Below are 25,363 nucleotides of genomic sequence, written 5' to 3' on the forward strand. Positions count from 1 at the left end.
TTAAGTTTCTTGAAAGCGCTTAGGTATATCAGAAAAAGGAAGTACATATGTCTGACTCAAATTGGCTCAGCGAATTCCCGGAAATGGATGCCTCTGATCTCAGGGCGATTCGCAAAACACTCGACGGCGCCTACAGAGATTTCTCTCGCGAGTATGGTGAACTCATTGAGTCTCTGTTTGATCCACTCCTTGCGTTTCTTGTCTGGTTTGAAAAACTTCTGATTTCTACACCTTGGTTCATTATTTTAGGTGTCTGCACCACTCTCGTTTATGCCGCCAGCCGCTCTTGGAAACTGGCCGCTGCATGTTTTGGTTCGCTGATTCTGATTGGCTATTTTGGAATGTGGGAAGACACTATGCGTACGCTCAGTATCATCACTGTATGTACTATGCTTGCCATCGCACTTGGTATCCCTATAGGCATCGCTATGGCGCGCTCTAATCGCATTCAGTCGGTGGTAACACCATTACTCGACGTCATGCAAACCATGCCGGCATTTGTGTATCTCATTCCAGTTGTGATGTTATTGGGCATCGGGAAAATTCCTGGCCTTATCGCAGTAGTGATCTACGCGATTCCACCGGTTATTCGTTTAACCAATTTGGGCATTCGTCTAGTTGACAAAGAAGTATTGGAAGCCGCAACCGCATTTGGTGCCAGCACTCGGCAACGGCTTTTGGGGGTTCAGCTTCCGCTTGCAATGCCAACCATCATGGCGGGAATTAACCAAACGATCATGATGGCACTGTCAATGGTGGTCATCGCATCAATGATTGGGGTAAAAGGTTTAGGTCAGCCTGTTCTAAAGTCTATTACCAATCAATATTTCACTCTTGGTCTTCTCAATGGTTTAGCAATTGTCGCCCTAGCAATCCTTTTTGATCGTGCTTCACAAGCGTATGCGAAACGCACTCAAGCTCATTTAGGAGACTCAAAACATGACTAGTCCACTTATCGAAATCAGCGGTCTGTATAAAATCTTCGGCCCCAAGCCCAATAGCGTGATTGAGCGCGTTAAGTTGGGACATAGTAAAGAGCAGGTTTTAGCGGAAACGGGCCACACGGTCGGACTAAAAGACATCAACCTGCAAATTCAAAAGGGTGAAATTTTTGTCATTATGGGATTATCCGGTTCTGGAAAATCCACCATGATTCGCCACTTCAATCGATTAATCGATCCAACCATGGGGCAGATCTTGGTAGAAGGGGTGGATGTCATGCAACTTTCTAACAAAGAACTTGAACAGTTTCGCCGTCACAAGATGTCTATGGTGTTCCAACGCTTTGGCTTGCTGCCTCATCGCACTGTTATCGACAACATCGCATATGGTTTAGAAGTTCAGGGCATAAATAAAGAGGCGCGCTTAGAAAAAGCAAATGAATGGTTAGAAACCGTTGGACTGACGGGTTATGAGCACCAGTATCCTGTTCAACTATCGGGTGGACAGCAACAGCGTGTGGGCCTTGCACGGGCACTGGCTACCGACGCCGAAATACTGTTGATGGACGAGGCTTTCTCGGCATTGGACCCTCTGATTCGGAGCGAAATGCAAGATCAGCTGGTAGAGCTGCAACAGAAGCTGCACAAAACCATTATTTTCATTACTCATGATTTAGATGAAGCGCTTCGACTTGGCGATCGCATCGCGATTCTTAAAGACGGTGAACTTGTCCAACAAGGTTCACCAGACGAAATTTTACTGCATCCTGCCGATGAGTACGTTGAAGCCTTTGTAAAAGACGTCAATAGAGCGCGAGCACTGACGGTCGAAACGCTGATGCAGCCACCTTCGTACTGTGTTCGCGCTGAAACCATTGAAGATGCACTGAGTGAAATGAAACGTGTTAAACGTGATTATGCCTACCATGAGACCAATGCAGGCTATCAAGGCGTGATAACACAGCAAGGATTGCTAAACGCAGCGAAGTTAACTCATATATCAGATTGGCGTGATGATATCTATGAAGAGGTGCCTATCATCTCTCCACATTTAGCCATTGAGCAAGTGCTGACTGAAGTCACGTCGTGTGAATATTCACTGCCCGTCATCGATGAGCACGGCCATTTGAAAGGCGAATTAAATCGTCAGGTTATTGCGGAGCTGTTTTCTGATCAACGAAGCACAAAACGGGGCACTTCACGCTCAAGCTTCAATAACGTTTCTTAGATGATGTTGATAATACAGCTCACAATAATGTGGGCTGTTATCAATTAACTCGCTCCCACTCCCCTTTTTAGATATTTATCTGTGGGCTCAAGCTTGATACCCAAAGCAACATTTACATTGTTCTGATTTTCCTGACAATTTCATGCTCATATCCGGTTTTATTGACATAGTTAGATCATTCTATTGCTTTTTGATGACGCAAATCCTCGATAAATGTCTACTATTACTCTCATACAAAATCTTGATTTAAAGAGGGATAAAATGAAAAAGACAATGTTGGCACTAACAGGCGCGGTAATCATTCTTGCAGGCTGTCAAGATGAGAAACCTGCCGAAACAAGCGCAGTTGAAGTACCTCAGGCAACGGAAACTGAAGTCACCACCAGTGCAGACGTTACGACTGAGACAATTGACACGTTACCAGTAGAAGAAGAACAGGTAATTACTGAAGAGACATTTGTAGACTCTGAACACAACGCACAAAGTGCTCTGGACTGGAACGGCACCTACAAAGGAACACTACCTTGCGCGGATTGTGCTGGTATCGATATGACCATCACACTAAATCAAGATGGCACTTACGTACTTGAAGAAAGCTACCAAGACAAAGAAGACGGTCAATCAAAATCTGAAGGTCAATTCACTTGGGACGCTAATGGCAGCATCGTAACGTTGACAAATGAAGATGCACCAAACCAATACTTTGTTGGTGAAAACGTACTTATGAAGCTAGACATGAATGGCGAAAAAGTAACGGGTGACCTAGCACCACTATACAACTTAACGAAACAGTAAGAAGTTAGTATCAATACCTGATAAATACTCCAAATCCGAGCCACCCCAGCTCGGATTTTTTCGCTGTTTTAACGAAAGCTATTCCAGCAACCTTTCTATTCTGAAGCAACATTCTGCTTCTTACCCTGATTGTTCATTACATTTCCATACGCTTTGCCGATAGATGCTTACAACGTCATTTTGTACAGTGTTCAAAACAAAACAGAACAACTCGGAAAAATGATGAAAAAAACATTAATTGCACTACTTACTCTGACAGCTGCTGGCTCAGCTTTCGCTGGCGATACTTACATTCGTAACGGTAACATCTACAACAACGAAGGCGGTTGGAACGTAGAAGCTGGTGTGGCTCAAGGCAGCGATCTTTTCAAAGATCAAAAGCATAATACAGCACCAATTCTCAACGGTGGTTACCATGGTGACGACTTTAATGCCGACCTAAGTGGCATTAACTACCGCTTCTTCGGTAACACCAATGAGTTAATCAACATGAGTGCCTACCTTGTAGGTAGCGGTGTAATGCGCGACGGTGATACCGCGAAAAGCCTGAAAGGCACAGATAAACGCCGCTTCGCCGTCGATCTAGGTTTAAACGCAGACTTTACACTGGATCAAAACAACGTCATTTCTACGTACCTTCAGCACGATATCAGTGGTGCTTACAAAGGTTACTTAGCGGGCGCGACTTACTTCCACATCATGAAATTCGGTAGTGTTGATTTTGTTCCTTTTGCTAACCTAACTTATCAAAGTGAAGACTACGTAGATTACTACTTTGGTGTGAAACAACGCGAAGCAAACGCAAACCGCAAAGCATACAAAGGTGATTCAACGGTAAGCTATGGTGTGGGCTACAAACTTGTTATGCCGATCAACGACAACTGGCAAGTAAGCCAAATGACACAATACACGCGCCTAGGCAGCGGTATCAGCGACTCTTCTATCGTTGATAGTGCAAACCAATGGGTTGTTGGCGCAAGTGTGTCGTACAACTTCTAATCCGACACGCCCTTATAAAGCCATCATTTCGATGGCTTTATGCGTTGGACATTTGCATCATCTTGCACACAGACGTTAGTGTGAATGAGCAATCCATAACCTATGTAAGTCGCTATAGCCTGTATTCTTCACCTGCACACCTCGCACTTGCTGTGTTTTTGTCACTTCTTCGTAGCCAACAAACAAAGGCAAATATAGGTACTGATCGCGCAGCGCTTTCTCTAGGTTTAATAAAGACTGTAGCGAGTGATCATCTGCCATCGCTCTGCGAACCTTTTCTCTATGGCTTAACATCTGGCTTTGATCAAAACTAAAACGCAGTCCAGTTGCTATCGACAGCCATTCGAAGATGCCATATTCAAATGGTGCTTCCATGACTTCCTCAATGAAGAGCAAGTCTGCTTGGTGAGACACTACCTCAGGAAAACTAATGTCATCAATAACGACGATCTCCAACTCCAATCCCGTTGCACGAATCACACTGTGCAACCATTCGGAATGACGAATTAAACTCGGTATCGTCCAGACAGGTTCAGCTAATACCACTTTACCTTTCAGTTTAGGTATCACACCACCATCTGTTATTGATAAACCTTGCTCATGAGTCTCTAACTGAATGCTGTCAACGGCACTTGGCGCATCATAAATTCGCTTTTGCACATGGATGTAATCAGCGAGTTGATACCAAGTTTCTTTTGTGAGTTGGGATTCCACGCGTTCACGGTAGGTCAAATATGAAAATGCGCTAATTTTTTCCACTTCAACGTGATCGGAGCTTTGGTTAAAGCTCAACATATTTAAGGTTTTAACATCACCATGAGACAGCGTTATTTGATCTAACAATGCGCGTGCTGAAAAATACTCTTTGTGCGCTTCAAGAGTCATACTCTCCTGGTTCCAGCCGCTGATTTTAAATGGTCCAGTCCCGATGTGGTAGGAATAACTAGAACCGAAAGAGACGACATCTCGACACAGAATAGACGCATGAGGAGTTGCTAGCATGTATGGAAACAACTTGTTCGGATGCTTCAATATGATTTTTAAGCAGTTAGATGTTTCTGCAACCACGCTATCAATGCATTGCCAGAGCTCGTGAACTGGTCCTTTTATCTCCCTGAGTCTTTCTATACTCCAAACCACATCCTGTATGTTAAGGGGCTCGCCATCATGGCGATATATGCCTGGCCGCAACCATAACGTCATTACCTTGCCTTCCATTTTCCATTCGTGTGCTAACGATGGCTCGATACCACCATTGGAATTTTGGGTCAGCAATACGTCATAAACGCTTTTCGCGACGTGTAATTCAGTGTGACGGTAAGTATTCGCAGGGTCGATTTTGGATACCCAAGGGTAAGAAGAAATCAAAATAGCGTTATTTGATTCATTCAATCGATTCACTTTTTCAGAAGCGATGGTTAGTGCTCTAACCGCGGTTTGACCGAACCAATCAATAAGTTTCGTTATTGAGTTCATTCTTCCTCTGCCAAGCTCCTCAACCAAAAACTCGGTCATCGCTTGTTGGAGGGAAATATTAATACTGAGACGGCTAGCGTTACTTCGGCCAATCGCAGGTTGCCAATCGACCCAATCGTAAGTGGCAAGCTTTTTCATCACAATAGAAACATTGCGCCTCGACGTGCAAATCACCGCCTCTAGCTCAGAAAGCGTAACAAGGTGATACTGGTGAGGTTCAAAGTGCTTTAACAGTAGATCCAGATACCTAAGATTGACATCGTTCACAAAGATTCCTAAGAGTTATTCCAAAGCAAAAAAATAGCACAGGACGCTTAGCAACTAAACTTCCTGTGCTATATCTAAACAAATTCAAAGCTTGGACTCAGCTCGACCAACAGAAGTCAAAAGCGTTTACTAATCCAAGAGGTAACTTGAATAAGTATTCTTAGAAACGGTAGCTCATACCTACAGAGAATACATTGATGTCTGCATCAACCGTTACTTTTTCATTGCCAAATTTCGCAATGTCTAGCTCAGGCATCATGTATTCCCATTCAACTTGTAGAGCAAAGTTTTCAGTAATAGCGAACTCTGCACCTAAGCCGTACATGCCTGTTACAGTGCTGTCAGAAATGGTGGTATGGCCTGCGCTACCGTCAATCACAGAGTTGCTAATTTTGAATTCAGCATTGAAGTAAGAAAGACCAGCTTTAGCAAAAAGGTTGAAACGATCGCCAATCGGTAGAGTCGCTTTTGGCTGAATCGATAGATACTTCATATCACCAACAGTAACAACTTTGCCGTCTAAAGCATCGTAGCCACCAATGGCTGCTTCTAGAGAAATGTATTCGTTGAATTTGTAACCACCGAATACTTTGCCTGAAAGGCTTGAGTCATCTTCAAGTTTAAGTTTAGTGCTAGCGTTAGTACCACCACCATTGATAGAGCCATTAACATCACCAAACGATGCTTGACCTACAGATGCACCAACGTAAGGAGCTGCGTTTGCAACAGAACATGTTGCTAGAAGGGCTGTCATTAGCCATGTTTTTTTAAACATTGTATTTCACTGCCTGTTAATTATTGAGGTTGTGTTTTGCCCATCCTTAAGCATGCCATGCTATCCATTTCACTTGGTTTCAAAACCAAGTGGATGTTAATGAATAAAAACTCAATAAAACATGAAATATTTAGACACAACTTTGCCACTTTCTTTCTTAATTTTGACAATTTAGTCATTTCACAAGCATTGCTGCTTCAACCAGTTAGTGAGCTTGATGATTTCCGCTTGCTTGGCTCGACTCTTTTTATGAATAAAATAAAAGCTGTCGCCGGTTTCCAATCCATGAGAAGGGATATACACCAAATCGTGCGCTTTATCTCTTTCATTAAGCATAAAATCATTCGCAAATGCGATGCCTTGGTCATAACGCGCCGCCTCTATTGCCAACAACATATGACTAAAATGTTGAACATCGACATCTTTCGGCAAGGTGTAACCGCCCGCTCTGCACCACTCAGCCCAGTCTTTTCCTCTCTCACGATAAATTGAGTCTGTCGACAAAATAGGGTATCGCCAAAGCGCTTCTGGAATCGGTTGATCTTGCAACTCTTTCCAAATTTTATGGCTGCAGACCGGATACAGCGTCTCCGCGTATAACTTTACCGACATGTAGTTTCGCTTTGGCTTTTCTACCGTGATAAAACAATCGCCAACGCTGTCTGTCTGTTCAGGATCACCAACGACCATATTGAGTGTCAGATCGATTTCTGGATGTAAGCGCTTAAAATCAGACAAACGAGGAATAAGCCACTTTACGGCAAGCGAGCTATAAATCGCCAACCGTATGCTGCCTTTGTCCCCTTCTCGCACCTTTTGGCTGGCCATCGCAATTGAGCTAATTGCTGGGCTAATATCCTCTAAATAGCGGGTGCCCGTATCGGACAAAGAGAGCTTTCTGCCTTGACGGATAAATAATGATTCACCCAAATAATCTTCTAATAGTCGTATCTGGTGACTAACGGCACTTTGCGTCACATTGAGTTCTTCAGCAGCAAGCGAAAAGCTAGAGTTTCTGGCAACAGATTCAAAACAGTGAACCGCTCTGAGTGGTGGCAATTTCATTATCTAAAAATCTCATACTTAAACTAATAAATATCACTTCACTTCATCCTATGACATCACCTACTCTTTGGCAAAGAAAGAGGAGAGGAAAAAGTGAAAGTTACATCGGTCGGAGCAGCGATGCTGCTATTAATTGTTGGAAATCTCATTGCGGTGCTTTCGGACTCTTTAATTAAAAGTGTCGGAAATGAAGTGCCTATTTTTCAATTTGTCTTTTTCCGACAAATTTCAGCGGTGCTTTTCCTGCTGCCAGTCTACTTGCTAACAAAAAATGCGCCTTTTCTTGAAGGGTTTAAGTGGCATGCTGTTCGCGCTCACGTATGGTTACTTGGTGCAATATTCATGGTTTTGGCGATCTCATCTTTACCGCTCGCAACTGCGAACGCGATCTTTTACGCCGCGCCATTGATCATGTTGCCGCTTGCAGCAATCTTTTTTGGCGAACAGCTATCTAAACAATCGGTCGCCGCAGCGATAATGGGCTTTGCCGGTGTATTGGTCATCATTCGTCCAGACCAAATCGATTGGGCAGCGATTTCAGCTTTAGTTGTTGCAATTACTTTAGCAATCAATAACTTGCTCATTCGAAAACTGCCAAAAAATCAGTCTGTGATGCAAACATTATTGATGACAAACTTGGCAGGTATTCCAGTAGCCTTCTTGCTTGTTCTGATCGAAGCAGAACCTTGGGACTGGAGTGCTTTCCCTGTTGCTGCTGGCTCAAGTCTGTTCATCATGATTTATGCAGCAACATGTGTCATCGCTTACCGCTCGATCGATAGCAACAAAATTGCCAGCGCTGAATACAGTGGCTTAATTGGTGCCGTGTTTGTGGGATTGATTTGGTTTGGAGAAGTGCCAGATATATTTATGGCAATAGGAACCATTATGATTGTTGTGCCTCTGGTTTGGCTTTCTAAACGAGAACGTCGTAAGAAAAAGTTGCAAGAGCAACAAGAAGCGCACGTTACTTAAAGTTGTGCTCTAACCCAAAGACTAAAAAACCGAGCCGTAAGTGCTCGGTTTTTTTATGTGGCTCTAATCGGTTTTTACGTAAGCGACTACGTGAGATAAAAACTGCCTTGCAAAGCGATCATTAAACCGGATGCGATATTCATGCTCGGCTTCCGACACTAGACGCCAGCCTTCAGCAAAGTATTCTTTGATATCATCAACCGCCTCTTCTTTATTTTTGATGTGTTTCGCGTTCCACTGATAAGTGCAAGAGACAACGATCAGCCCACCCACCTTGGTGGTTTTTTTTAGAGCATTGATCACGCTAAGTGGCGACTCACATTGATCAATCACATTTAAACATACGACTAAATCAAAGCGAGATTGGAGAATATCGAGCTCAAAAGGCTGGTTAATTAGCGTCAAATCAACATGAGCACATTTCTGTACGATATCTCTATTCTCAACCTCTAAAGTGTTTAAGGTGTTCACATCGTGAAGGTAAGTAAGCTCGACGCGTTGTTCTTCTATTAACAGTTGCTTCAAGCCATCCATTAACCTATTTGAAGGCTCCACAAGCGTCGCTTCTTTAAGGTTAGGTAAGCGTTGCACTAACTCATAATAATTTCTTCCCAGCGCCGCCCCAACCTCAAGTAGGGAATACGGCTGAACGCTGCTTTCGATTACCGCCTGCGCAATAAAATCAGCAACTTGGGAGCAGTGAGGTGATGACAAAAAAGAAAGTGGGACTTGTTTTGAGCGACTGGTTATCATCTCAATCTGTTGATCCTCAATGAACTTGTCGAACCATTGAGCTTCGAAATAACCAGCCAGACCGTGCTCGGTCAGGTAAAAATCTTCCATGTTTTTTCCGTTCGTACTTTTAGAAAAGTGATTGTATCGAACGCGGAAATTAACGGGTATTTCTGGCCGCACATTCCAATAGGAAAACAGATGAAAACGCCGCTTATGTGAAAAAACCCTTTCATCTCAAAGATAAAAGGGCTTGTTAATCGCTTCGGTTAAGTCGCTAACTATTGTGGTAGAACAACGTTACCATCTTGAATTGGGAACGTTTTTGTCGCTGGCTTGCTCGCCAAACGAACCGTCGTTGGTGTACCTGAAACTTCGTAAGTGACGTCGTAACCCACTACTTTATCAGATGTCGTATATTCTGTATGACACTGTTTTTTCGTCGTTGTTACTACATCACCTTTTTGCACATTCTCCTGGATCTTACGACCTGTCAGTGCACCAGCAATCGTACCAGCTGCAGTTGCAATCACTTTACCTGAGCCACCACCGATTTGGTTGCCCAGCGCTGCTCCAGCTGCTGCGCCACCAACCGTACCAATAATTTTATTGTCATCCGCAGGGGCAACTTGCTCGGTTACTACCACGTCTTTACATACTTGGTGCGGCTTTTTCACCGTTTCAGTCACCGCTTCAACCAAAGTAATGTTTGCTTGAGTTGGAGCTGGTGGCGTTTTGTCTTTACAGCCTGCTAGTACAGCAACAACTGCCGTTGCAATTGCGATAGATTTCATATTCATGATTTACATCCCAGTATGGTTTGCTTTGATGAGCGTTATGGTAAATCGCAAAAGGGAAATCACATCAGACGAAAACAAACCCTCTGTTATTAACAAGTAAAGAAACACTATTTTATAAGAGGTACGTCAAGAAACACTCAGCAGAATGTCAACAGAGCTAAAACTGTATCACTACTGATTATGATTGGGCTGGACTAGTCTATGAGATTTATTTTTAAGCCAAGCTCAAAAATAGTTCGTCATCCGTTAAATACTTATGACGGTGGCTTAGATTACGCACGTGCATAAACATAAAATCAGGGAAACCAGGCGCTATAATGTTATTTGGTTCCCAGCATACACCGCCAACAAACACATATCGCCCCTGCTTGTCATCTTCGTGAAGGGGGTTATTAAGAGGAGAAGAAAACTCTGCTCGGCAACCTTCAACCACACAAACAATTTGTCCTTTAAAAAGGCCAATCACGCGCTTTACAAGATTTGCCTTGATACCACACCTCCATGCTTGGCGAGTGGCCATCTCATAGCCATATTTTCGGATCGCTTTCTTTTGCAAATGTACTACTAGGTTCATTTTGACTCCTGATTCAAGCAACTACGTGAAGCCCAAAGTCATAAAAGCAGATAGACGTCTATACCCAAGTGAGCTCATGGTACGTGGGAATAAACTACGTGATTAGACTGAGTTTAGTGTCGGATGAGATACACCGTCCACGATGCTGTAACGTATCGATTTACACCAATCAAAGGCAGATAACACATCAACTTTTGAGTGCTTTCCTGCGCTGTATCTGGTTACTTCTGTATATTACTATAACGAAAACACCCTCCACGTTTACCTATATAAATTTGTCGTAACGATAGAGGGTGCTTATCATGGAGAGAGGATAACGCCTACGCGTCGATGAGATAATTTTGACCTTCAGTTTCTAAACGATCGATCATTTTACGACACTCATTTAAATCAAGAGGTTGTTCAAAGCGGCGCTTGAGATTCATCAAAAAGAAGATATCTTCACACATGGCTTTCTCAGGTTCGTCACTGATTTTGGCGACCGGTGAACCATTGCACGTGACCATTTTTATCACGATAGAAAGTGGCTGGTAGGCTTCACCATCTTTATTGACATAATCACCCATATCATTGGCAAGAAAAGTACCGATACCAAAACTCACCTGAATACGTCCTTGGAAATACTCGCAAATATCTAACGCTTGTTCGAAGTTAAGTCCGTCGGTAAACACCAGTGTTTTTGTTAATGGGTCTATATTCAGCGACTGGTAGTGTGCAATCATTTTTTCACCCCAGCTATAAGGGCAACCACTATCGTGACGTACACCGAAGTACGCGTTACTTAGTTCTTCATCAAAGTCTTTAAGGAAAGCATCGATACCAATCGTATCGGTTAACGCAATACCTAGTGCACCATTAAACATTTTTTGCCAACGTTGCAACGCCACTTTTTGCGAATCTCGCACATTCACCAGAGCTTGGTGTCCCATAAACCATTCATGAGCAACGGTGCCGATAGGCGTCAAGTTTAGCTCTTTTGCTAAGTGATAGTTGCTTGTTCCTGTCAAACATTCCGGCACTTCCTGGCACAAATATTCCAGCATAGTGCGCTGAGCTTGGAAGGAAAAACGTCGACGCGTCGACATGTCAGAAAATTTAAAGTTAGTGATGTTACGACGTTTTAGTTCCGACTTTAGGTGCCGAACTTTCTCTTCTAAAACAGTGGTAAATTGCGCAACAGGGATATCTGACCAACGCTGACGGCTACGAACTTCAGACACGATGCTCATGATGATCGTTTCGTACAAGATGGTATCTCGCCACAAACCGTTAATGGTAATTCTTAACTGGCTTGAGCCATCAGCCATGGCTTTATTATGGAAAGAGACATCACTTTGTGGGTTGAAACGGAAATGGCGCAGTGCATCAACAAAGTCAGGATTCAGGTAAGGCGCGACACGCTTAATATATTCAATTTCTTCTTGCGTAAATTGAATATCTTGCAGTTTAAGGACTTCGGCTTTTACCTCGGGCAAAAGCTCAGAGAGGTCTTCCTCACTGCGCACGATAAACTTATATGACACCATCGCATCAGGGTAAAGCGCTGTTACAGCGCTCATCATATTGACTTTGTAGACATCGAAATCCAAAGCGCTTTGAATGATGCGGGAAGAAAATAGTTTGGTGGTCATTAGGTGCCCTTCTACATGCCCTTCCTGGGTATATAACTTTTTGTTACTAACTAATTTGCGTAAACAATAAACACCCATCTATAGTTTGTCAACTTTTGTTACTAACCACTCATTTTTATAAGGTTTTTTGTCTAGAATTCGAGCAAGCATTGTGAATAAGTCAGAGTCATCCGTAAATTTATGCTCAAACCGTATTACGAACACTACCAAAAACGTTTCTAACAACTCGTTACTTACCCATTGATTGACCACTTGTTATGCGCTAGATTACTTACAAATCAATATTAGGACCCAACCATGATCGTATCTGTCGACATTATTCCATTCAGGCTATCTGGCTGTGCCGATAAGGGATTGGAAGTGTTGTTGATTAAACGTTCAAATCCAAATCGGCCATACCATGGAGTCTGGGCACTACCGGGCGGATTTGTCTTTGATAAAGACTTAACCAGTGAAGGCGGACGCCCGGCCGATGAAAACTTTGAAGCGGCGCGTCGCCGAATTTGCCGTGAGAAAATCCATACCTACCCTCGCCATTTTAGCGAAGCGTTTATCGACGGTGATCCAAAGCGCGACCCAGAAGACTGGAGCTTAAACATTACGCACTACGCCTTAGTCGATCGTAACAATGTAGAGCAAATAAATAATGCAGGTGTACCGGAATGCCAACTTAAATGGTTTTCGCTACAGGCTATTCTCAATGGAGAAGAGACTCTCGCATTTGATCATCAAAAAACCATTGAAAAAGCGTGGCAAAAGCTTCGTGCATCCATTGAATACACATCGGTTCTTTTGTTTGCATTAGACAAAGAGTTTTTGGTTGCGGACATCATTTCTGCTTATCAAGAGTTTGGTATTGATATCAGCCGAATGACGATTAAGCGCCGCTTGATAGATTCAGGCGTACTAAAACCCACTAATAAAGTCGCTTCAACCAACAAAGGCAAAGGTGGAAAACCCGCAATGGTATATACGCTGACTAGCGACGAAGTAACCTTTTTTCAAAACTGTTTGCGTGGATAAACGCAGACAATCAGACAGACAAGGAGTCTGCCATGACTGTTCGAGTAAACTATCAAACTACAGCAGTGATCGACGTTGATCCAGAGAAAGGCTTTAGTGAGTTATGTCCAAATGAACTGCCCGTTGCAGGTGCGTTGGAAATCGTACCGGAGCTTCTGAGTAATCATGCCAAAGGCCGATTAAAACTGGTCAGTCGTGACTTACACCCACCAAAAGCAAAGTGGGATGCAGAATCGCCATCCAATATGCTTGAGCCCGTTGGTTTACCGAATGTGGATATAAAGTGGAACCGTCACTGTGTGCTTGGCACAACAGGTTCTGAGCTGCTAGATGGTTTACCACCCGTGTTGGACTACGATTTTCAAGTTAATAAAGGCATGGATCCTGATGCGCACCCTTACGGTATTTTTTTCCATGATATTGCCGACACCAAAACGACAGGTGCGCATGAATTTCTAAAGTTCAACGGGATTGATACCTTAGTTATCGGTGGCCTTGCCTTGGACTTTTGCGTGAAAAAATCCGTCATGCAAGCGCTGGAACTTGGCTACAATGTGGTAGTTAATCTTGCTTCAACTCGAGCGGTGCTGCCTGATAATGTAGAGAATGTGCTGACAGAGCTCAGAGATAATGGCGCATTATTTGTCGAGAAAGCGGACGACATCATCGTAGAAAAGTTCGCCTAGAAACGATAGTAACCGAGAAGGATTTCACCATGCATCAACATGAAAAATTGAATTACGTTGAATTTGGTTCCACTAATGTCAGTGCGACCAAACAATTTTTTGAGCGTGCTTTTGACTGGAGCTTTACCGATTATGGTCCAGAATATTCTGCATTTTCAGGACAAGGGTTGGATGGCGGATTCTTCAAATCTGAGTTTATAAACCAAACCGCAAATGGTGGCGCACTTTTAGTATTTTATAGCTCAGACATTCAGGCCACTCAGACAAAAGTAGAGCAGCATGGTGGAAAAATTATCCGCCCTATTTTCGAATTCCCCGGCGGCTGTCGATTCCACTTCACTGAACCGAGTGGAAATGAATTCGCAGTATGGTCAGAGAGCCATTAAGTCATCACAAATCAACAACACACCATCAACGTGAGCCCAAGCTAGCCAGATCCGGAACTGGCATTACATTTCTGGTTGACCTCATCCTTGGTTTAATTCACTGTTAGCGCAACAATTAATCGATGAGGCGCTAGACCTCGACCAAGGATGTCAAATGACTGCCGTCAGTTTTTTTCGCTTACTCTGCCTCGCTGCTATTTGGGGTGGCTCGTTTCTGTTTATGCGAGTCGCCGCCAACACATTCGGGCCGGCTTACTTAATCGAATTTCGAGTTACATTTGCCGCCGTCGCTTTGTTATTGATCGCCGTATATTTGAAGAAGAAACTCACGTTAACTGCGCATACTAAACACTTCTTTATTATTGGCTTATTCAATAGCGCAGTTCCATTTTTACTCTTTGCGTACGCAGCCCAGACACTGAATGCATCAACTTTAGCAATATTGAACTCAACCGCCCCAATATGGGGAGCACTAGTTGGCTTTGTTTGGTACCGCAGCCCACTCACAGCGAAATCTGTTCTCGGTATGCTAATAGGCATAGGAGGCGTTGCAGTCTTGGTCGGCTTAGATACTTCAACCATAGGTGAAGAAGCCATGCTCCCTATTGCCGCCAGTTTGATGGCTTCTTTCAGCTATGGCATTGCTACCAACTACACTAAAAATGCGCCACAAGTACCAGCTTTTGACAATGCTCACGGCAGTATGTGGGCGGCGGTTATTTGGGTACTGCCGCTGCTACCATTCTTACCAATGCGTGCAGAACCAAGTCATTTCGAATGGAGCTCTGTTGTCACGCTCGGCGTTGTATGCACAGGGTTCGCTTATTTGCTCTATTTCCGCTTAGTTTCTGATATCGGCCCAGCGTCAGCACTGACTGTCACTTTTCTTGTTCCTGTTTTTGGTATCTTATGGGGCTACTTGGTGCTAGATGAGCCCGTCGGCTCTAACACCATCATAGGAACAATTCTAGTGCTTAGCGGCACTATGCTAGTCACCGGTTTCTCCCCAACAGCAATGCTCGCGAAGCGAAAACGAAGCGTGGCTTAATCAGCCTAATATAACTTCCACACCTCGCTTTTTGATTTGTTCAAGGTCGCTTTTCGGAGCGGCTTTGTCAGTCAGCAGCACTGATATTTCGTCAGTCTTACCAATTGATGAGGGATAAATTTGCCCAAATTTACTAGAATCCGTTAGAACAATATTGCGCCTTTTTTTCGCAATGATGGTTTCTGCAATCTCAGCGCGCATCATGTCGCGGCTAGTAAAGCCAGTGTCTTGATGGAAGCCGTCAATACCCAAGAAGGCCGTGCTGAAATGAATGTTCTCAATACACAACTTAGTCAGCGGTCCGACCAAGCTCTCGCCTTGGTGCTGATACACGCCACCAAGCAAGATAATGTTGGCAGAAGTGTTACGGATGAGATGGGCGATATACGCCGATGGCGTAATAATGGTCACATCGCCGCGCTCAGCCAATGTCCGAGCCAACAACGCATTCGCACTGCCTCCTTCAATCAGCACTGTCTCATTCGGTGCGACCAAATCCGCAGCTTGGTTTGCGAGCGATTGTTTAATATCGAAACGTACTTCTAGGCGGGCATCAATGTCATCACTTTGCAACGCGGTAGCTGCGCCGTGAACGCGCTTTAGGTAGCCCTGTTGCTCCAGAAAGTTCAAATCCTGTCTGATGGTCACACCCGACACGCCAATGATGTCAGAAAGCTCTGTGACTTGAACGCGTTTACGGTCGTTCACTAATTGCAGGATTTCATTTTGTCTTGGGTTCACAGGTTCGCTCCTTATTGATGAGCTTACAGTATACTCACCTGATGTTTCATATGAAAAGAACTTGAAAGTAAAAAGGAAAAAACGCGTGGTCTGATTAGCCAAGCTGTACCTTGCGAATATCGCTCCCATCAACAGATAATAGGGCAACGAAAATGGGATGGAAGAAGAGGGGTTAACTCCCTACATCCCAACAACGATAGAGACTAGGATCAAAGTAATGGAAGAAATTTACTTCGCAGGCGGCTGCCTTTGGGGCGTGCAAGAATTTATGCGCCACCTTCCGGGCGTAATCAACACAGAAGCCGGGCGAGCAAATGGCACAACGGATAACACTCAATCCGAATACGATGGCTACGCAGAGTGCGTGAAAACCCAGTTCGATGCTGAGCAAGTTTCGGTTGAAACTTTAATGGGGTATTTGTTTGAGATAATCGACCCTTACAGCGTTAACAAGCAAGGTGAAGACGTAGGTGAGAAGTACCGTACTGGTGTTTATAGCCAAAACGAACAGCATCTCACCATCGCGAAAGCGTTTATCGCAGCACGACCGGACGCCGACAAGATCGCCGTAGAAGTACTGCCACTCACAAATTATGTGCCAAGTGATGATGAGCACCAAGACAGACTCACAAACTTTCCGAATGATTACTGCCACATCCCATTAGATTTACTACATAAATACAGGGATAACTCGTAACCATTCAGTCAGCATCGCTTTAAAAGGCAAGATGCATATCAGTTTAAATCGATGCCTTCCACTAATGACAATGTCATTTCTGCCGCCGATATTTCCTTACAACCCGACGAGTTTTGTCCGCACCACAACGGTGTGAATTCATCTCGGTTTTGCTTTTCCATAAGCGCTCTTAGTTGAGCCATTTCAATGGAGGCGTATGGGAATTTCGGCGCAAACTTACTGATGTAGCCTAGCTCCGACATCGCGCGATTCACAATGCCTCTCGCTGGTCGGCCCGAGAAAACATTGGTCACAGCGGTATGTTGCGCGCGTTCACTGGCAATGGCATATCGATGTAAAGACGATGTTTTCGCCTCATCACACAACAAATAGGCGCTGCCAACTTGAACGGCACTAGCTCCTAATCTCAACGCGGCTTCCACCCCACTTCTATCAGCGATTCCGCCTGCAGCAATAACAGGCAAATTCACCCGTTTGGCGATTTGTGGTAATAACGCAATCAAACTTAATTGAGTAGTTAAATCATCCGATAAAAACATACCTCGGTGTCCACCAGCCTCCAAGCCTTGGGCGATAATACCGTCAACGCCTTTTGCTTCTAGCCAAAGTGCTTCGTCCACCGTAGTCGCTGACGAAAGGATCTTCCCTCCCCACCCTCTAATTCGAGCTAACAGATCATCGTCTGGCAAACCAAAGTGGAAACTGATCACTGGCGGTGCAAATGGTTCAATCGCGTCAGCAATATCATGATTGAAAGGCATCCTTGTCGGAGCGTTTGGCTGAGCCTGAACGGTTGCATCAACCTCGGAAAAATACGGTTGCAGCGTTTGTTGCCACTTTTCGTGCTTGTTGGCGTCATACTCCGGCATTTCATGGCAAAAGAAATTGAGGTTAAACGGTCGGTTAGTTGCCTGCTTGATAAGTTGAAGTTCTTTTACGATGGCGTCTTTGTTCAGCATTCCACAAGGTAACGAGCCAAGCCCGCCAACATTACTGACGGCTATGGTCATTTGGCTGTCTTGCACACCGGCCATTGGCGCTTGAATAATCGGTAACTCTGTTCCCAAAAGTGTATTAAATACCTTATTTATCATGACCTTTCCTTGAAAACTTAACCTTTACCTGTGATGGATCTGCGCCATCGTTATCCAGACTAGACTTTCACATGATTAACCACTTATAAAGTTAAAGTGATGCATTTGTGCGCTATGCACTTTTGATAGAAATGACAAAGGGAGCCTATGGCTCCCTTAATATGCTGAATAACAAGAATCAGAGTGACTATCGTACGACATCTGATTCAAGCTCTAGCTCTGCTACAGACAGCATGGCAAACTCTTCCTCGGCGGTTGCTGCCACCAATTTGTTGCGGCTGTATAACCCATAATAAACACCACCGATAAGAAACAATCCCATTGTCATGAAAAAGGCCGAGGGATCAAAAGCATAAACACCTGTCATTGCGATCAAAGAAAGCACCAGAGAAATACTCGAAGTAATTATCCCACCAGGCGTTTTATATGGACGAGTTAATTCCGGCTGTTTAATTCGCAATAAAATATGGCTCAAGGACATTAATGCGTACGATACAGTCGCACCGACAACAGCCATCGCCAAGATTAAGTCCCCCTCACCCGTAAGTGAAACCAAGAACCCAAAAACGCCCGGAACCAAAAGCGCACGAGAAGGCACTTTTTTGTCACTGGTTAATGACAAAGTTTGCGGTAAATAACCCGCGCGGGAAAGCGCAAACACCAAGCGACTGTAACCATAAATGATTGAAAAGAAAGAAGCGATAAGGCCAGCCAATCCAAGTAAGTTCACGGCCATTGCTACCGTTGAATTGCCCGTAAGCTTTAGGGCGTCAACTAATGGCACCGCGCTATCGCCTATGACCTTTGGGCCAACCGCACCAGCCAAAAGGACGACTACGATAGTTGCGGTTAGCAATAAAAACAGCATCGCACCAATGATGCCTTTGGGAACATCTTTTGCCGGATTTTTTGCCTCCTCTGCCGCTAAAGGCACACCTTCAACCGCAAGAAACAACCACATTGCAAATGGCAACGCAGCCCATACGCCATACCACCCAAACGGCAAGATTTCTGTTGCCTGAGCCGTCGCCGGAGCAATATCGAATAAGTTGTTAACATCAAAATGACCAATAAGCACAGCAGCAGTAATGAGAATAGCTAGCACAGCCAAACCGCTGATGACCATCATTACTTTGAGAGCTTCGCCAACCCCTGCCATATGAATAGCGATAAAGACGGCGTAGAAAAGTGCGTAAACAACAGGGCCATCGATACCAACCAATTCATTCACTGCTGAGCCAATAAAAATCACTATCGCAGCAGGCGCGAGCGCATATTCAATCAAAACCGATAAGCCAGTGAAAAAGCCACCTGTCGGCCCCATCGCCTGTCTTGCGAAGCTGTAACCACCACCCGCAGCAGGAATAGCCGCAGACATTTCAGCTAAAGACAATACTAGCGTGAAATACATTACTGCCATCGCGATAGCAGCAATAAGAAAGCCTCCCCATCCTGCTTGAGCTATGCCAAAGTTCCAACCGGCGAAGTCACCAGATATAACATACGAGACACCTAAGCCAGCAAGTAAAATCCAACCTGCGGTGCCTCTTTTTAGCTGCCTTTTGGCCAAGTACTCCTGATGTTTAGACATAGTAAATCCTTCTACTTTGATGAAATTAAAAAGTTGTCGCTGTGTTTATCTTCAACGCTTGCGCCACTTGGCTCATTGATATCGGAGCGATCTTTCAGATTCACTCCTGACAGTTGTAATTTTCGAGCCTCTTTGAGCAAGTAAAATGCGCGTTCACAGGCATCGTCATAGTTGAGCCCCTGGGGACGCACATTGGAAATGCAGTTTCTTTGGGAATCTTTAGAGCCTCGTTTAGCCCCCCAAGTGAGATACATACCCATGCTATCCGGAGAAGTTAGACCGGGTCTCTCTCCAATTAAAACCAGCACGGCCTTGGCGTTAAAACATTCACCAACATCATCCCCTACCGCTACTCTTCCTTGCTTTACAATTGTGATAGGTGCGAATTTCCATTGATGTCCATCATCAGCGCTTAAAAGAGAAATCAATCGAGTAACAACAGGCACGGCATGGTTTTGAATTGCGACGGAAGAAAGTCCATCAGCAATAACAATCGCAAGATCAATGTCAGTGTTATGCTCATTTGCTATCAAGTTGAGCGTTTGCCAAGAAGATTCATCGAGCTGCCTTCCCAAATCGGGCCTTTGCAGGTACATAAGCCGGTCACTCACTTGACTGCTCACTACCACTGGAGGTTCTAAGGTATTTTCAAGAATCGAGTAAGAGTCCGACAAACCAGCAACGAGAGACTCAATATTCAAACTGCAATGCACTGCATCCATAGCTTGGGCATGATCCAGCTGAAATGAGAGTAACTCGTTGGTTGGTACACTGTTTCCGCTGCGACCCAGAGCGATCCGAGCAGAGGTGAAGTCGCGTAACTTGCCCCAAGGGTTGTGTGTGACAACTCCAGACTCATCTTGTGGGGACTGAGCAATGGTGATTACTTTACCCATGAGAATACCCCTTATTCAGTTGGTTAATTGCTCCCGAAAACGAGCGAGAGATTTGCTCACTTAACCGAACGTCTTGCACGCTCTCGAAAATCTGCATCTCCATTAACCATTTTTCAAACTCTGGTGCTGGCTTCAAACCGAGTACTTTTCTTGCGTAAAGGGCATCGTGAAATGAGGTAGTTTGATAGTTGAGCATGATGTCATCAGACCCTGGAATACCCATGATGAACGAGCACTCGGCCACACCTAATAGTGTCAGCAAGTTATCCATGTCATTCTGATCGGCATAGGCATGATTGGTGTAACAGATATCGCAACCCATAGGTAAACCAAGCAACTTCCCACAGAAATGATCTTCAAGCCCAGCACGAATGATCTGTTTGCCATCAAACAGATACTCAGGGCCAATAAACCCAACGACAGTATTAACCAACAAAGGATCGAACTGTTTCGCGACAGCATAAGCGCGGGCTTCACAAGTCTGCTGATCGACCCCATGAAATGCATTCGCAGACAGCGCTGTACCTTGTCCGGTTTCAAAATACATCACATTGTTTCCTACGCTACCTCGATTCAAAGACAACGCGGCTTCGTGGGCCTCTTTCAAAATCGACAAGTCGATTCCGAAGGTATCATTCGTCCCTTGCGTGCCGCCTATCGACTGAAAAACGAGATCGACTGGTGCACCCATTTCAATGGCTTCGATCGTGTTCGTGACATGAGTTAACACACAAGACTGAGTCGGTATTTGATAGTGTTGAATCACCTCATCCATTAAGTTCATTAACTTAATAGCTTGAGGTACATTATCTGTTGCCGGATTGATACCGATAACCGCATCGCCATTTCCGTACATCAGACCATCAAAAATGGTCGCTGCGATACCGTTGAGAGAATCAATGGGATGATTCGGCTGTAAGCGAGTAGACAGGCGACTCGGCAAACCTATCGTATTCCGAAAAGCCGTGACAACTTGGCATTTTTTAGCAACGAGAATCAAATCCTGGTTGCGCATAATCTTACTGACTGCGGCCACCATTTCTGGTGTTAAACCTTGACGAATTTTAGCCAACGTTTCACCATCGGCTTCTTCACTCAGCAGCCAATTTCGAAAATCTCCAACCGTTAAGTGCTCAATCGGCTTAAAGGCTTCAAGGTCATGCGTATCGATAATTAGGCGAGTGATATCGTCGCTTTCGTATGGAATAACCGCCTCGTTAAGAAACGTTTTAAGTGGTAACTCAGACAGCGCCATTTGTGCGACTACACGTTCTGCCGCTGACTGAGCACAAACCCCGGCTAACGCATCGCCTGAGCGCTCCGGTGTCGCTTTCGCCATCAAGTCAGCTAATGACTTAAAGGTATAGACTTTACTTCCTTGTTGCCGACGATAAGTTGCCGTCATTGCTCTTCCTCTTCACTATTTGGTTCGCTTTTTGCTGAACTATCAATAAGCTTTAAGAAAGTATTGCCAAATGTGTTCCGTAGCGTTATCAAAAACTGGCAACATTTATAAACCAATAATAAACAATGAGTTATGTAAATACTGCTCCAACATGACTCACAAAAAAGGAATGAGCATCACAAGGATGAGTAACCAAATGCCCCAAACTGCACCAATGCTGTGCATCCATCACACTAAGGATGCAAACCAACAAGCTGCGAGTCTGATAAACTGGCAACAGGAATATGACCAACTCAGCGATGGTCGATTTTTAGGTCAAATTCGAGAACGACGATTTCCCAATTTCCATGTATTTCGTGAAGACAGTAACCGCTCGCTAAGACAGCAATGCAGGGTTGAAGAGGGAGGTATTTGGTTGGGTTTGAGTGCGGAAAATAAGCCGCTACACCTAAATCACAGTCAGTTTAATTCAAGCCAACTTTTGCTTAGGCAAGGTGGCGCTGATTTTGAGTTAATGACACCGGAGCAGTTTTCTATCTATGGAATAGTGCTCGACAAAAACTTCGTTCACATCATAGAAAATCAACTTGAGCTTGGGAGTATCCAAAACAACACATTACACTTAAGGGGTTTGACGGAAAAACACATTCAACAACTTAAATACTACTTAGGCATGTTACTTGGTTCCGCCAAACCAAGATGGTCTGAAACCACACATCAAGCAATCTTAAAAGATATTGTGCTGGAGCTGTTCTCACTCAGTTCACTGCACACGAGCCATCCGATATCAATCTCTCATCGTCAACACGTGATGCACCGTATAAAACAACAGCTACAGGATCTAGACTACCGTACACCGATAACCGTCAGTGAACTGTGTGATGCAGTACACGTCAGTCGTCGCACACTACAGTACACCTTTGAACATTGCTGTAATACTTCCCCAAAGCAGTTCATACATCGAATGCGCCTGAATCAAGTACGTAGAGTGCTACAAAGCCCTGAAGATAATCGAACAATTGCAGAAATCGCTTTTGACTTTGGTTTTTTCCATCTCGGGCAGTTCAGTCAAAGCTACAAGCGGCTATTTGGTGAGACACCAACTGAAACGAGAAAATGGGAGTCCAGCAAATAAGATGACAGGCAGTATATTCTTTCAGATCCTGCGTTGGGGCCATGTTATGCAGTCGCAATGATTTGCTGAAACTTAGCATGAAGCTCTTCAAGTGCCGCTTCAACATCCGGTTCTGCACGGCTCAAGTGCGAGATTAACGTCATAAAATAGCAGTCAAAAATCAGCGGTATTTTTCCCTCAAGGACGGAGCTTCCGTTTACAGATTGAAACAAAGCTTGGTTAAACGACTGATAATAATCCAAATCCCAAATCACCTCTTTCAACAAAGCTCGGCTCAGCTCAACGTTCGCAAAATAGTAGCGATAGTATTTCTCCGTCAGCGCCAAACCAATGTCGATATCGGTTTTACCTTCCACACTGACTAGCGTTTCTTGGCTGATCTGTTGCAGTTGCGCCAGCATCCCTTCGCGCAAAATCGACAGTTTAGTCGGGAAATGGCTAAACACTGTGCCATCGGCTACTCCTGCTTCTCTCGCTATCTGCCTTGTGGTCGTCATGTCATAGCCATTTTGAGCAAAAGATGCCCATGCGGCTTTTAGAATTTTATCTCTGGTTTGTTGTCGCTTCGTCATTGATGTGTCTGCTTAATGAGCCTGAAAGGATCATACCTTGCGTGGTTGAGATTGACAAATTGAGCGCGCTCATTTATAAAATTGAGCATGCTCATTTTATATAAAAACAAAAGGAATCGCTCATGTACGTATTAAACAAACTAGGCCAAGGATTGATTTTCTTCCCGACCATCTTCTGCTTTTCGTATATTTTAAGACCGATATTAATGGTCATCCTTATTCCAGGAGGACTCGCACTTTTGGCGTTAATCGGTGGCGCAGAAGTCAGAGCAGAACTCAAAGCCATGCTGCTTGAGGAGTTTTTTGGCGTTAGCCCATCGCACACCACCTCGAAAAAGGCGTGAGTGCGCTACAAACGTTGGCAAGGCTAAGTAAAAAAGAAAACGCGCAGATATCGAGATCTCAATACCTGCGCGTAGATGTGGTGAAAATAAGACTGGCGTTAGTCAGTATTCATGTTCTGACCAATTCGCCATAAAACGCCGCTAGGGTCAAACAAACAACATTCGCGCATGCCCCAAGGTTGCTCGACCAGCTCAGTCAAACGCGAACCAAATTCCTCATGACCCACTTTGGATAAGTGCTGATGCCAACTTTCTGCGTCTTCTACCAGCAAGTGCATCATGAAGTTATTGCCGTGTTCTGGCTCATAAAAATTCTGTAAAAGAAACGCGCAGCTACCTTGAGAGAAGTATGCTACATCACCGAAGTCCGACGCCATTTCAAAGCCAATCGCCTCATAAAAGCGTTTTGATAGCGCGTAATCTTTCGCCGGAACAAATGATTTGATTTCAACAATATTGAGGTTTTCCATTTCCAATTTCCTAAGCCTTTTTCCATAAAACTGACTGACGTAATCTCGCTCTATGCCTTCTATTCGCCTTGCGTAATCTGCTGTGATGACAGTGGCACACACTCTGCCATTTGCGTTTGTAACCACGTGATAAATTTATGTTCGAGTTCTGTACGCTTTTTATCTTGACTCAATAAAACGTAATTGCAACTTGATGGAGAAAACCCAAATGGTGCGACCAAATTACCACGCTTAATATCGTCCATGACAAAAGGATACGATCCCATTGCGACGCCTAAGCCATCCACTGCGGCTTGTATGCAAAAATAAAAATGCGCGAATGATTGCTGAGTGTTGCCGTTGAAAGTTTCACAACGTGTTGATTGCTGCCAATCCGCCCAAGCATTCGGTCTGGTTTGGCTATTCAACAATCGAGCTGCTTTCAAATTGTCTTTAATGGATTGCCAATACTCAGGAGAAAATACCGGCCCCACCCACTCTTCCACAAGAATGGTTTTGTCGTAATCGTGATGCTGCGCAAAATCGTCTCGACGAATCGCCATCGAAAGCCCAGTTGATCCTAATGTTACCGGGCCACCAGCCGTCGACAAACGAACATCAGCACGGTGTTCATCATTAAACGCGGCCAACCTTGGCATCAACCAGCGCATGGTTAATGTCGGTTCACAAGACACTTCAAGATGCTGATGCTTCTCTTGAATAAGCGTATTCACGCCTGTTTCTAGCGTTTGGAATGCCGTTTCTGTGTATGTCTTGAGTAATTCGCCTTCTGCCGTCAACACGACTTTCCTGCCCTCTTTGAAGAACAAAGGTTGAGACAGATATTGCTCAAGTTGCTTGATCTGCTTACTCACGGCTCCGTGGGTAATGTTCAGTTTGTCAGCCGCTTCAGTGTAGCTTGAAGAACTCGCCGCAACGTGGAAGACATAAAAAGATTTCAGGTGACGCATCTGTGAGTTTTTCTCACCAATATGGGAATGTTTTTCGATTATAGTCAGTAATAAAGACGCCTACAAT

The 25,363-nt window shown here is 44.4% G+C and carries 27 protein-coding genes; 12 read left to right on the top strand and 15 right to left on the bottom strand.

The window, feature by feature from the left end; translation table 11 throughout:
* The first annotated feature begins 47 nt into the window (after positions 1 to 47).
* The 4 genes from R7D93_RS10280 (at position 48) to ompV (ending at position 3,963) form a co-directional block, all read left to right on the top strand.
* A complete protein-coding gene (locus R7D93_RS10280; RefSeq protein WP_225496482.1) occupies positions 48 to 947 on the top strand; it encodes an ABC transporter permease in 900 nt (299 codons plus the stop codon).
* Positions 940 to 2,169, top strand: a complete 1,230-nt coding sequence (locus R7D93_RS10285; protein WP_225496485.1) for a glycine betaine/L-proline ABC transporter ATP-binding protein — start codon at positions 940 to 942, stop codon at positions 2,167 to 2,169. The genes R7D93_RS10280 and R7D93_RS10285 overlap by 8 nt, the downstream gene beginning before the upstream one ends.
* A gap of 261 nt (positions 2,170 to 2,430) precedes the next feature.
* Positions 2,431 to 2,964, top strand: a complete 534-nt coding sequence (locus R7D93_RS10290) for a copper resistance protein NlpE (RefSeq protein WP_005373930.1) — start codon at positions 2,431 to 2,433, stop codon at positions 2,962 to 2,964.
* Positions 2,965 to 3,186: 222 nt separating this feature from the next.
* A complete protein-coding gene (ompV, locus tag R7D93_RS10295; RefSeq protein ID WP_017635134.1) occupies positions 3,187 to 3,963 on the top strand; it encodes an outer membrane protein OmpV in 777 nt (258 codons plus the stop codon).
* A gap of 75 nt (positions 3,964 to 4,038) precedes the next feature.
* Here ompV and R7D93_RS10300 read toward each other — a convergent pair whose 3' ends face one another.
* The 3 genes from R7D93_RS10300 to R7D93_RS10310 all read right to left on the bottom strand — a co-directional run bounded on the left by R7D93_RS10300 (position 4,039) and on the right by R7D93_RS10310 (position 7,546).
* A complete protein-coding gene (locus R7D93_RS10300; RefSeq protein WP_225496487.1) occupies positions 4,039 to 5,706 on the bottom strand; it encodes an ABC transporter substrate-binding protein in 1,668 nt (555 codons plus the stop codon).
* A gap of 160 nt (positions 5,707 to 5,866) precedes the next feature.
* Complete coding sequence (locus R7D93_RS10305; protein ID WP_005373936.1) at positions 5,867 to 6,481, bottom strand: outer membrane beta-barrel protein; 615 nt, start codon at positions 6,479 to 6,481, stop codon at positions 5,867 to 5,869.
* A 180-nt stretch (positions 6,482 to 6,661) separates the two neighbouring features.
* Positions 6,662 to 7,546 carry a LysR family transcriptional regulator gene (locus R7D93_RS10310; protein WP_005387224.1) on the bottom strand — a complete coding sequence of 295 codons (885 nt, stop codon included), beginning with the start codon at positions 7,544 to 7,546 and terminating at the stop codon, positions 6,662 to 6,664.
* A gap of 93 nt (positions 7,547 to 7,639) precedes the next feature.
* Between R7D93_RS10310 and R7D93_RS10315 the strand changes: the two genes are divergently transcribed.
* Positions 7,640 to 8,521, top strand: a complete 882-nt coding sequence (locus tag R7D93_RS10315; protein ID WP_005373940.1) for a DMT family transporter — start codon at positions 7,640 to 7,642, stop codon at positions 8,519 to 8,521.
* Between the two features lie 63 nt (positions 8,522 to 8,584).
* Here the strand turns inward: R7D93_RS10315 and R7D93_RS10320 are convergent, their stop codons facing one another.
* The 4 genes from R7D93_RS10320 to pncB form a co-directional block, all read right to left on the bottom strand.
* Complete coding sequence (locus R7D93_RS10320) at positions 8,585 to 9,364, bottom strand: methyltransferase domain-containing protein (protein ID WP_225496489.1); 780 nt, start codon at positions 9,362 to 9,364, stop codon at positions 8,585 to 8,587.
* Between the two features lie 170 nt (positions 9,365 to 9,534).
* A complete protein-coding gene (locus R7D93_RS10325) occupies positions 9,535 to 10,053 on the bottom strand; it encodes a glycine zipper 2TM domain-containing protein (protein ID WP_225496491.1) in 519 nt (172 codons plus the stop codon).
* A 214-nt stretch (positions 10,054 to 10,267) separates the two neighbouring features.
* Complete coding sequence (locus R7D93_RS10330; protein ID WP_017819785.1) at positions 10,268 to 10,627, bottom strand: hypothetical protein; 360 nt, start codon at positions 10,625 to 10,627, stop codon at positions 10,268 to 10,270.
* Between the two features lie 320 nt (positions 10,628 to 10,947).
* Positions 10,948 to 12,258: a nicotinate phosphoribosyltransferase gene (gene pncB, locus R7D93_RS10335; RefSeq protein ID WP_042523435.1), complete on the bottom strand. Its 1,311-nt coding sequence runs from the start codon at positions 12,256 to 12,258 to the stop codon at positions 10,948 to 10,950.
* Positions 12,259 to 12,555: 297 nt separating this feature from the next.
* On the opposite strand from pncB, the gene R7D93_RS10340 reads away from it, so the two are divergent.
* The 4 genes from R7D93_RS10340 (at position 12,556) to R7D93_RS10355 (ending at position 15,401) form a co-directional block, all read left to right on the top strand.
* Positions 12,556 to 13,281, top strand: coding sequence for an NUDIX domain-containing protein (locus R7D93_RS10340; protein WP_005373953.1), 726 nt, complete (start codon positions 12,556 to 12,558; stop codon positions 13,279 to 13,281).
* Between the two features lie 32 nt (positions 13,282 to 13,313).
* Positions 13,314 to 13,967 (top strand): isochorismatase family protein, encoded by a 654-nt coding sequence (locus R7D93_RS10345; protein WP_054579245.1) that lies wholly within the window; start codon positions 13,314 to 13,316, stop codon positions 13,965 to 13,967.
* Between the two features lie 29 nt (positions 13,968 to 13,996).
* A complete protein-coding gene (locus R7D93_RS10350) occupies positions 13,997 to 14,353 on the top strand; it encodes a VOC family protein (protein WP_042523322.1) in 357 nt (118 codons plus the stop codon).
* A gap of 154 nt (positions 14,354 to 14,507) precedes the next feature.
* Positions 14,508 to 15,401, top strand: a complete 894-nt coding sequence (locus R7D93_RS10355) for a DMT family transporter (protein ID WP_005373960.1) — start codon at positions 14,508 to 14,510, stop codon at positions 15,399 to 15,401.
* On the opposite strand, the gene R7D93_RS10360 is transcribed toward R7D93_RS10355, so the two are convergent.
* Positions 15,402 to 16,142, bottom strand: coding sequence for a DNA-binding transcriptional regulator YciT (locus R7D93_RS10360; RefSeq protein ID WP_017635127.1), 741 nt, complete (start codon positions 16,140 to 16,142; stop codon positions 15,402 to 15,404). It abuts the gene before it with no gap.
* A 217-nt stretch (positions 16,143 to 16,359) separates the two neighbouring features.
* Between R7D93_RS10360 and R7D93_RS10365 the strand changes: the two genes are divergently transcribed.
* A complete protein-coding gene (locus R7D93_RS10365) occupies positions 16,360 to 16,839 on the top strand; it encodes a peptide-methionine (S)-S-oxide reductase (protein ID WP_005388723.1) in 480 nt (159 codons plus the stop codon).
* A gap of 38 nt (positions 16,840 to 16,877) precedes the next feature.
* Here R7D93_RS10365 and R7D93_RS10370 read toward each other — a convergent pair whose 3' ends face one another.
* From R7D93_RS10370 to R7D93_RS10385, 4 genes are all read right to left on the bottom strand, one after another.
* The gene (locus R7D93_RS10370; RefSeq protein ID WP_225496493.1) at positions 16,878 to 17,933 is read right to left on the bottom strand and encodes an NAD(P)H-dependent flavin oxidoreductase; all 1,056 of its coding nucleotides are present in this window, start codon (positions 17,931 to 17,933) and stop codon (positions 16,878 to 16,880) included.
* A 187-nt stretch (positions 17,934 to 18,120) separates the two neighbouring features.
* Positions 18,121 to 19,524, bottom strand: a complete 1,404-nt coding sequence (eat, locus tag R7D93_RS10375) for an ethanolamine permease (protein WP_225496495.1) — start codon at positions 19,522 to 19,524, stop codon at positions 18,121 to 18,123.
* Positions 19,525 to 19,535: 11 nt separating this feature from the next.
* Complete coding sequence (gene eutC / locus R7D93_RS10380) at positions 19,536 to 20,420, bottom strand: ethanolamine ammonia-lyase subunit EutC (protein WP_171344256.1); 885 nt, start codon at positions 20,418 to 20,420, stop codon at positions 19,536 to 19,538.
* Positions 20,413 to 21,825, bottom strand: coding sequence for an ethanolamine ammonia-lyase subunit EutB (locus R7D93_RS10385; RefSeq protein WP_213876823.1), 1,413 nt, complete (start codon positions 21,823 to 21,825; stop codon positions 20,413 to 20,415). Before R7D93_RS10385 ends, eutC begins: the two co-directional genes overlap by 8 nt.
* A gap of 184 nt (positions 21,826 to 22,009) precedes the next feature.
* Here R7D93_RS10385 and R7D93_RS10390 point away from each other — a divergent pair, with 184 nt between their 5' ends.
* Entirely contained in the window at positions 22,010 to 22,960 is a 951-nt protein-coding gene (locus R7D93_RS10390) for a helix-turn-helix domain-containing protein (protein ID WP_213867554.1), read from the top strand.
* Between the two features lie 44 nt (positions 22,961 to 23,004).
* Here R7D93_RS10390 and R7D93_RS10395 read toward each other — a convergent pair whose 3' ends face one another.
* The gene (locus R7D93_RS10395; RefSeq protein WP_005373975.1) at positions 23,005 to 23,532 is read right to left on the bottom strand and encodes a TetR/AcrR family transcriptional regulator; all 528 of its coding nucleotides are present in this window, start codon (positions 23,530 to 23,532) and stop codon (positions 23,005 to 23,007) included.
* Between the two features lie 122 nt (positions 23,533 to 23,654).
* Here R7D93_RS10395 and R7D93_RS10400 point away from each other — a divergent pair, with 122 nt between their 5' ends.
* Positions 23,655 to 23,876 carry a hypothetical protein gene (locus R7D93_RS10400; protein WP_017635120.1) on the top strand — a complete coding sequence of 74 codons (222 nt, stop codon included), beginning with the start codon at positions 23,655 to 23,657 and terminating at the stop codon, positions 23,874 to 23,876.
* Between the two features lie 98 nt (positions 23,877 to 23,974).
* Here R7D93_RS10400 and R7D93_RS10405 read toward each other — a convergent pair whose 3' ends face one another.
* Together R7D93_RS10405 and R7D93_RS10410 are read right to left on the bottom strand one after the other, a co-directional pair.
* Positions 23,975 to 24,346, bottom strand: coding sequence for a VOC family protein (locus R7D93_RS10405; protein WP_005373979.1), 372 nt, complete (start codon positions 24,344 to 24,346; stop codon positions 23,975 to 23,977).
* Positions 24,347 to 24,405: 59 nt separating this feature from the next.
* Positions 24,406 to 25,296 carry a LysR family transcriptional regulator gene (locus R7D93_RS10410; RefSeq protein ID WP_005388706.1) on the bottom strand — a complete coding sequence of 297 codons (891 nt, stop codon included), beginning with the start codon at positions 25,294 to 25,296 and terminating at the stop codon, positions 24,406 to 24,408.
* Positions 25,297 to 25,363: the final 67 nt, after the last annotated feature.

Origin of the sequence: Vibrio sp. YT-15 (assembly GCF_033337445.1) — a bacterium.
GTDB classification, from domain to species: Bacteria; Pseudomonadota; Gammaproteobacteria; order Enterobacterales; family Vibrionaceae; genus Vibrio; species Vibrio alginolyticus.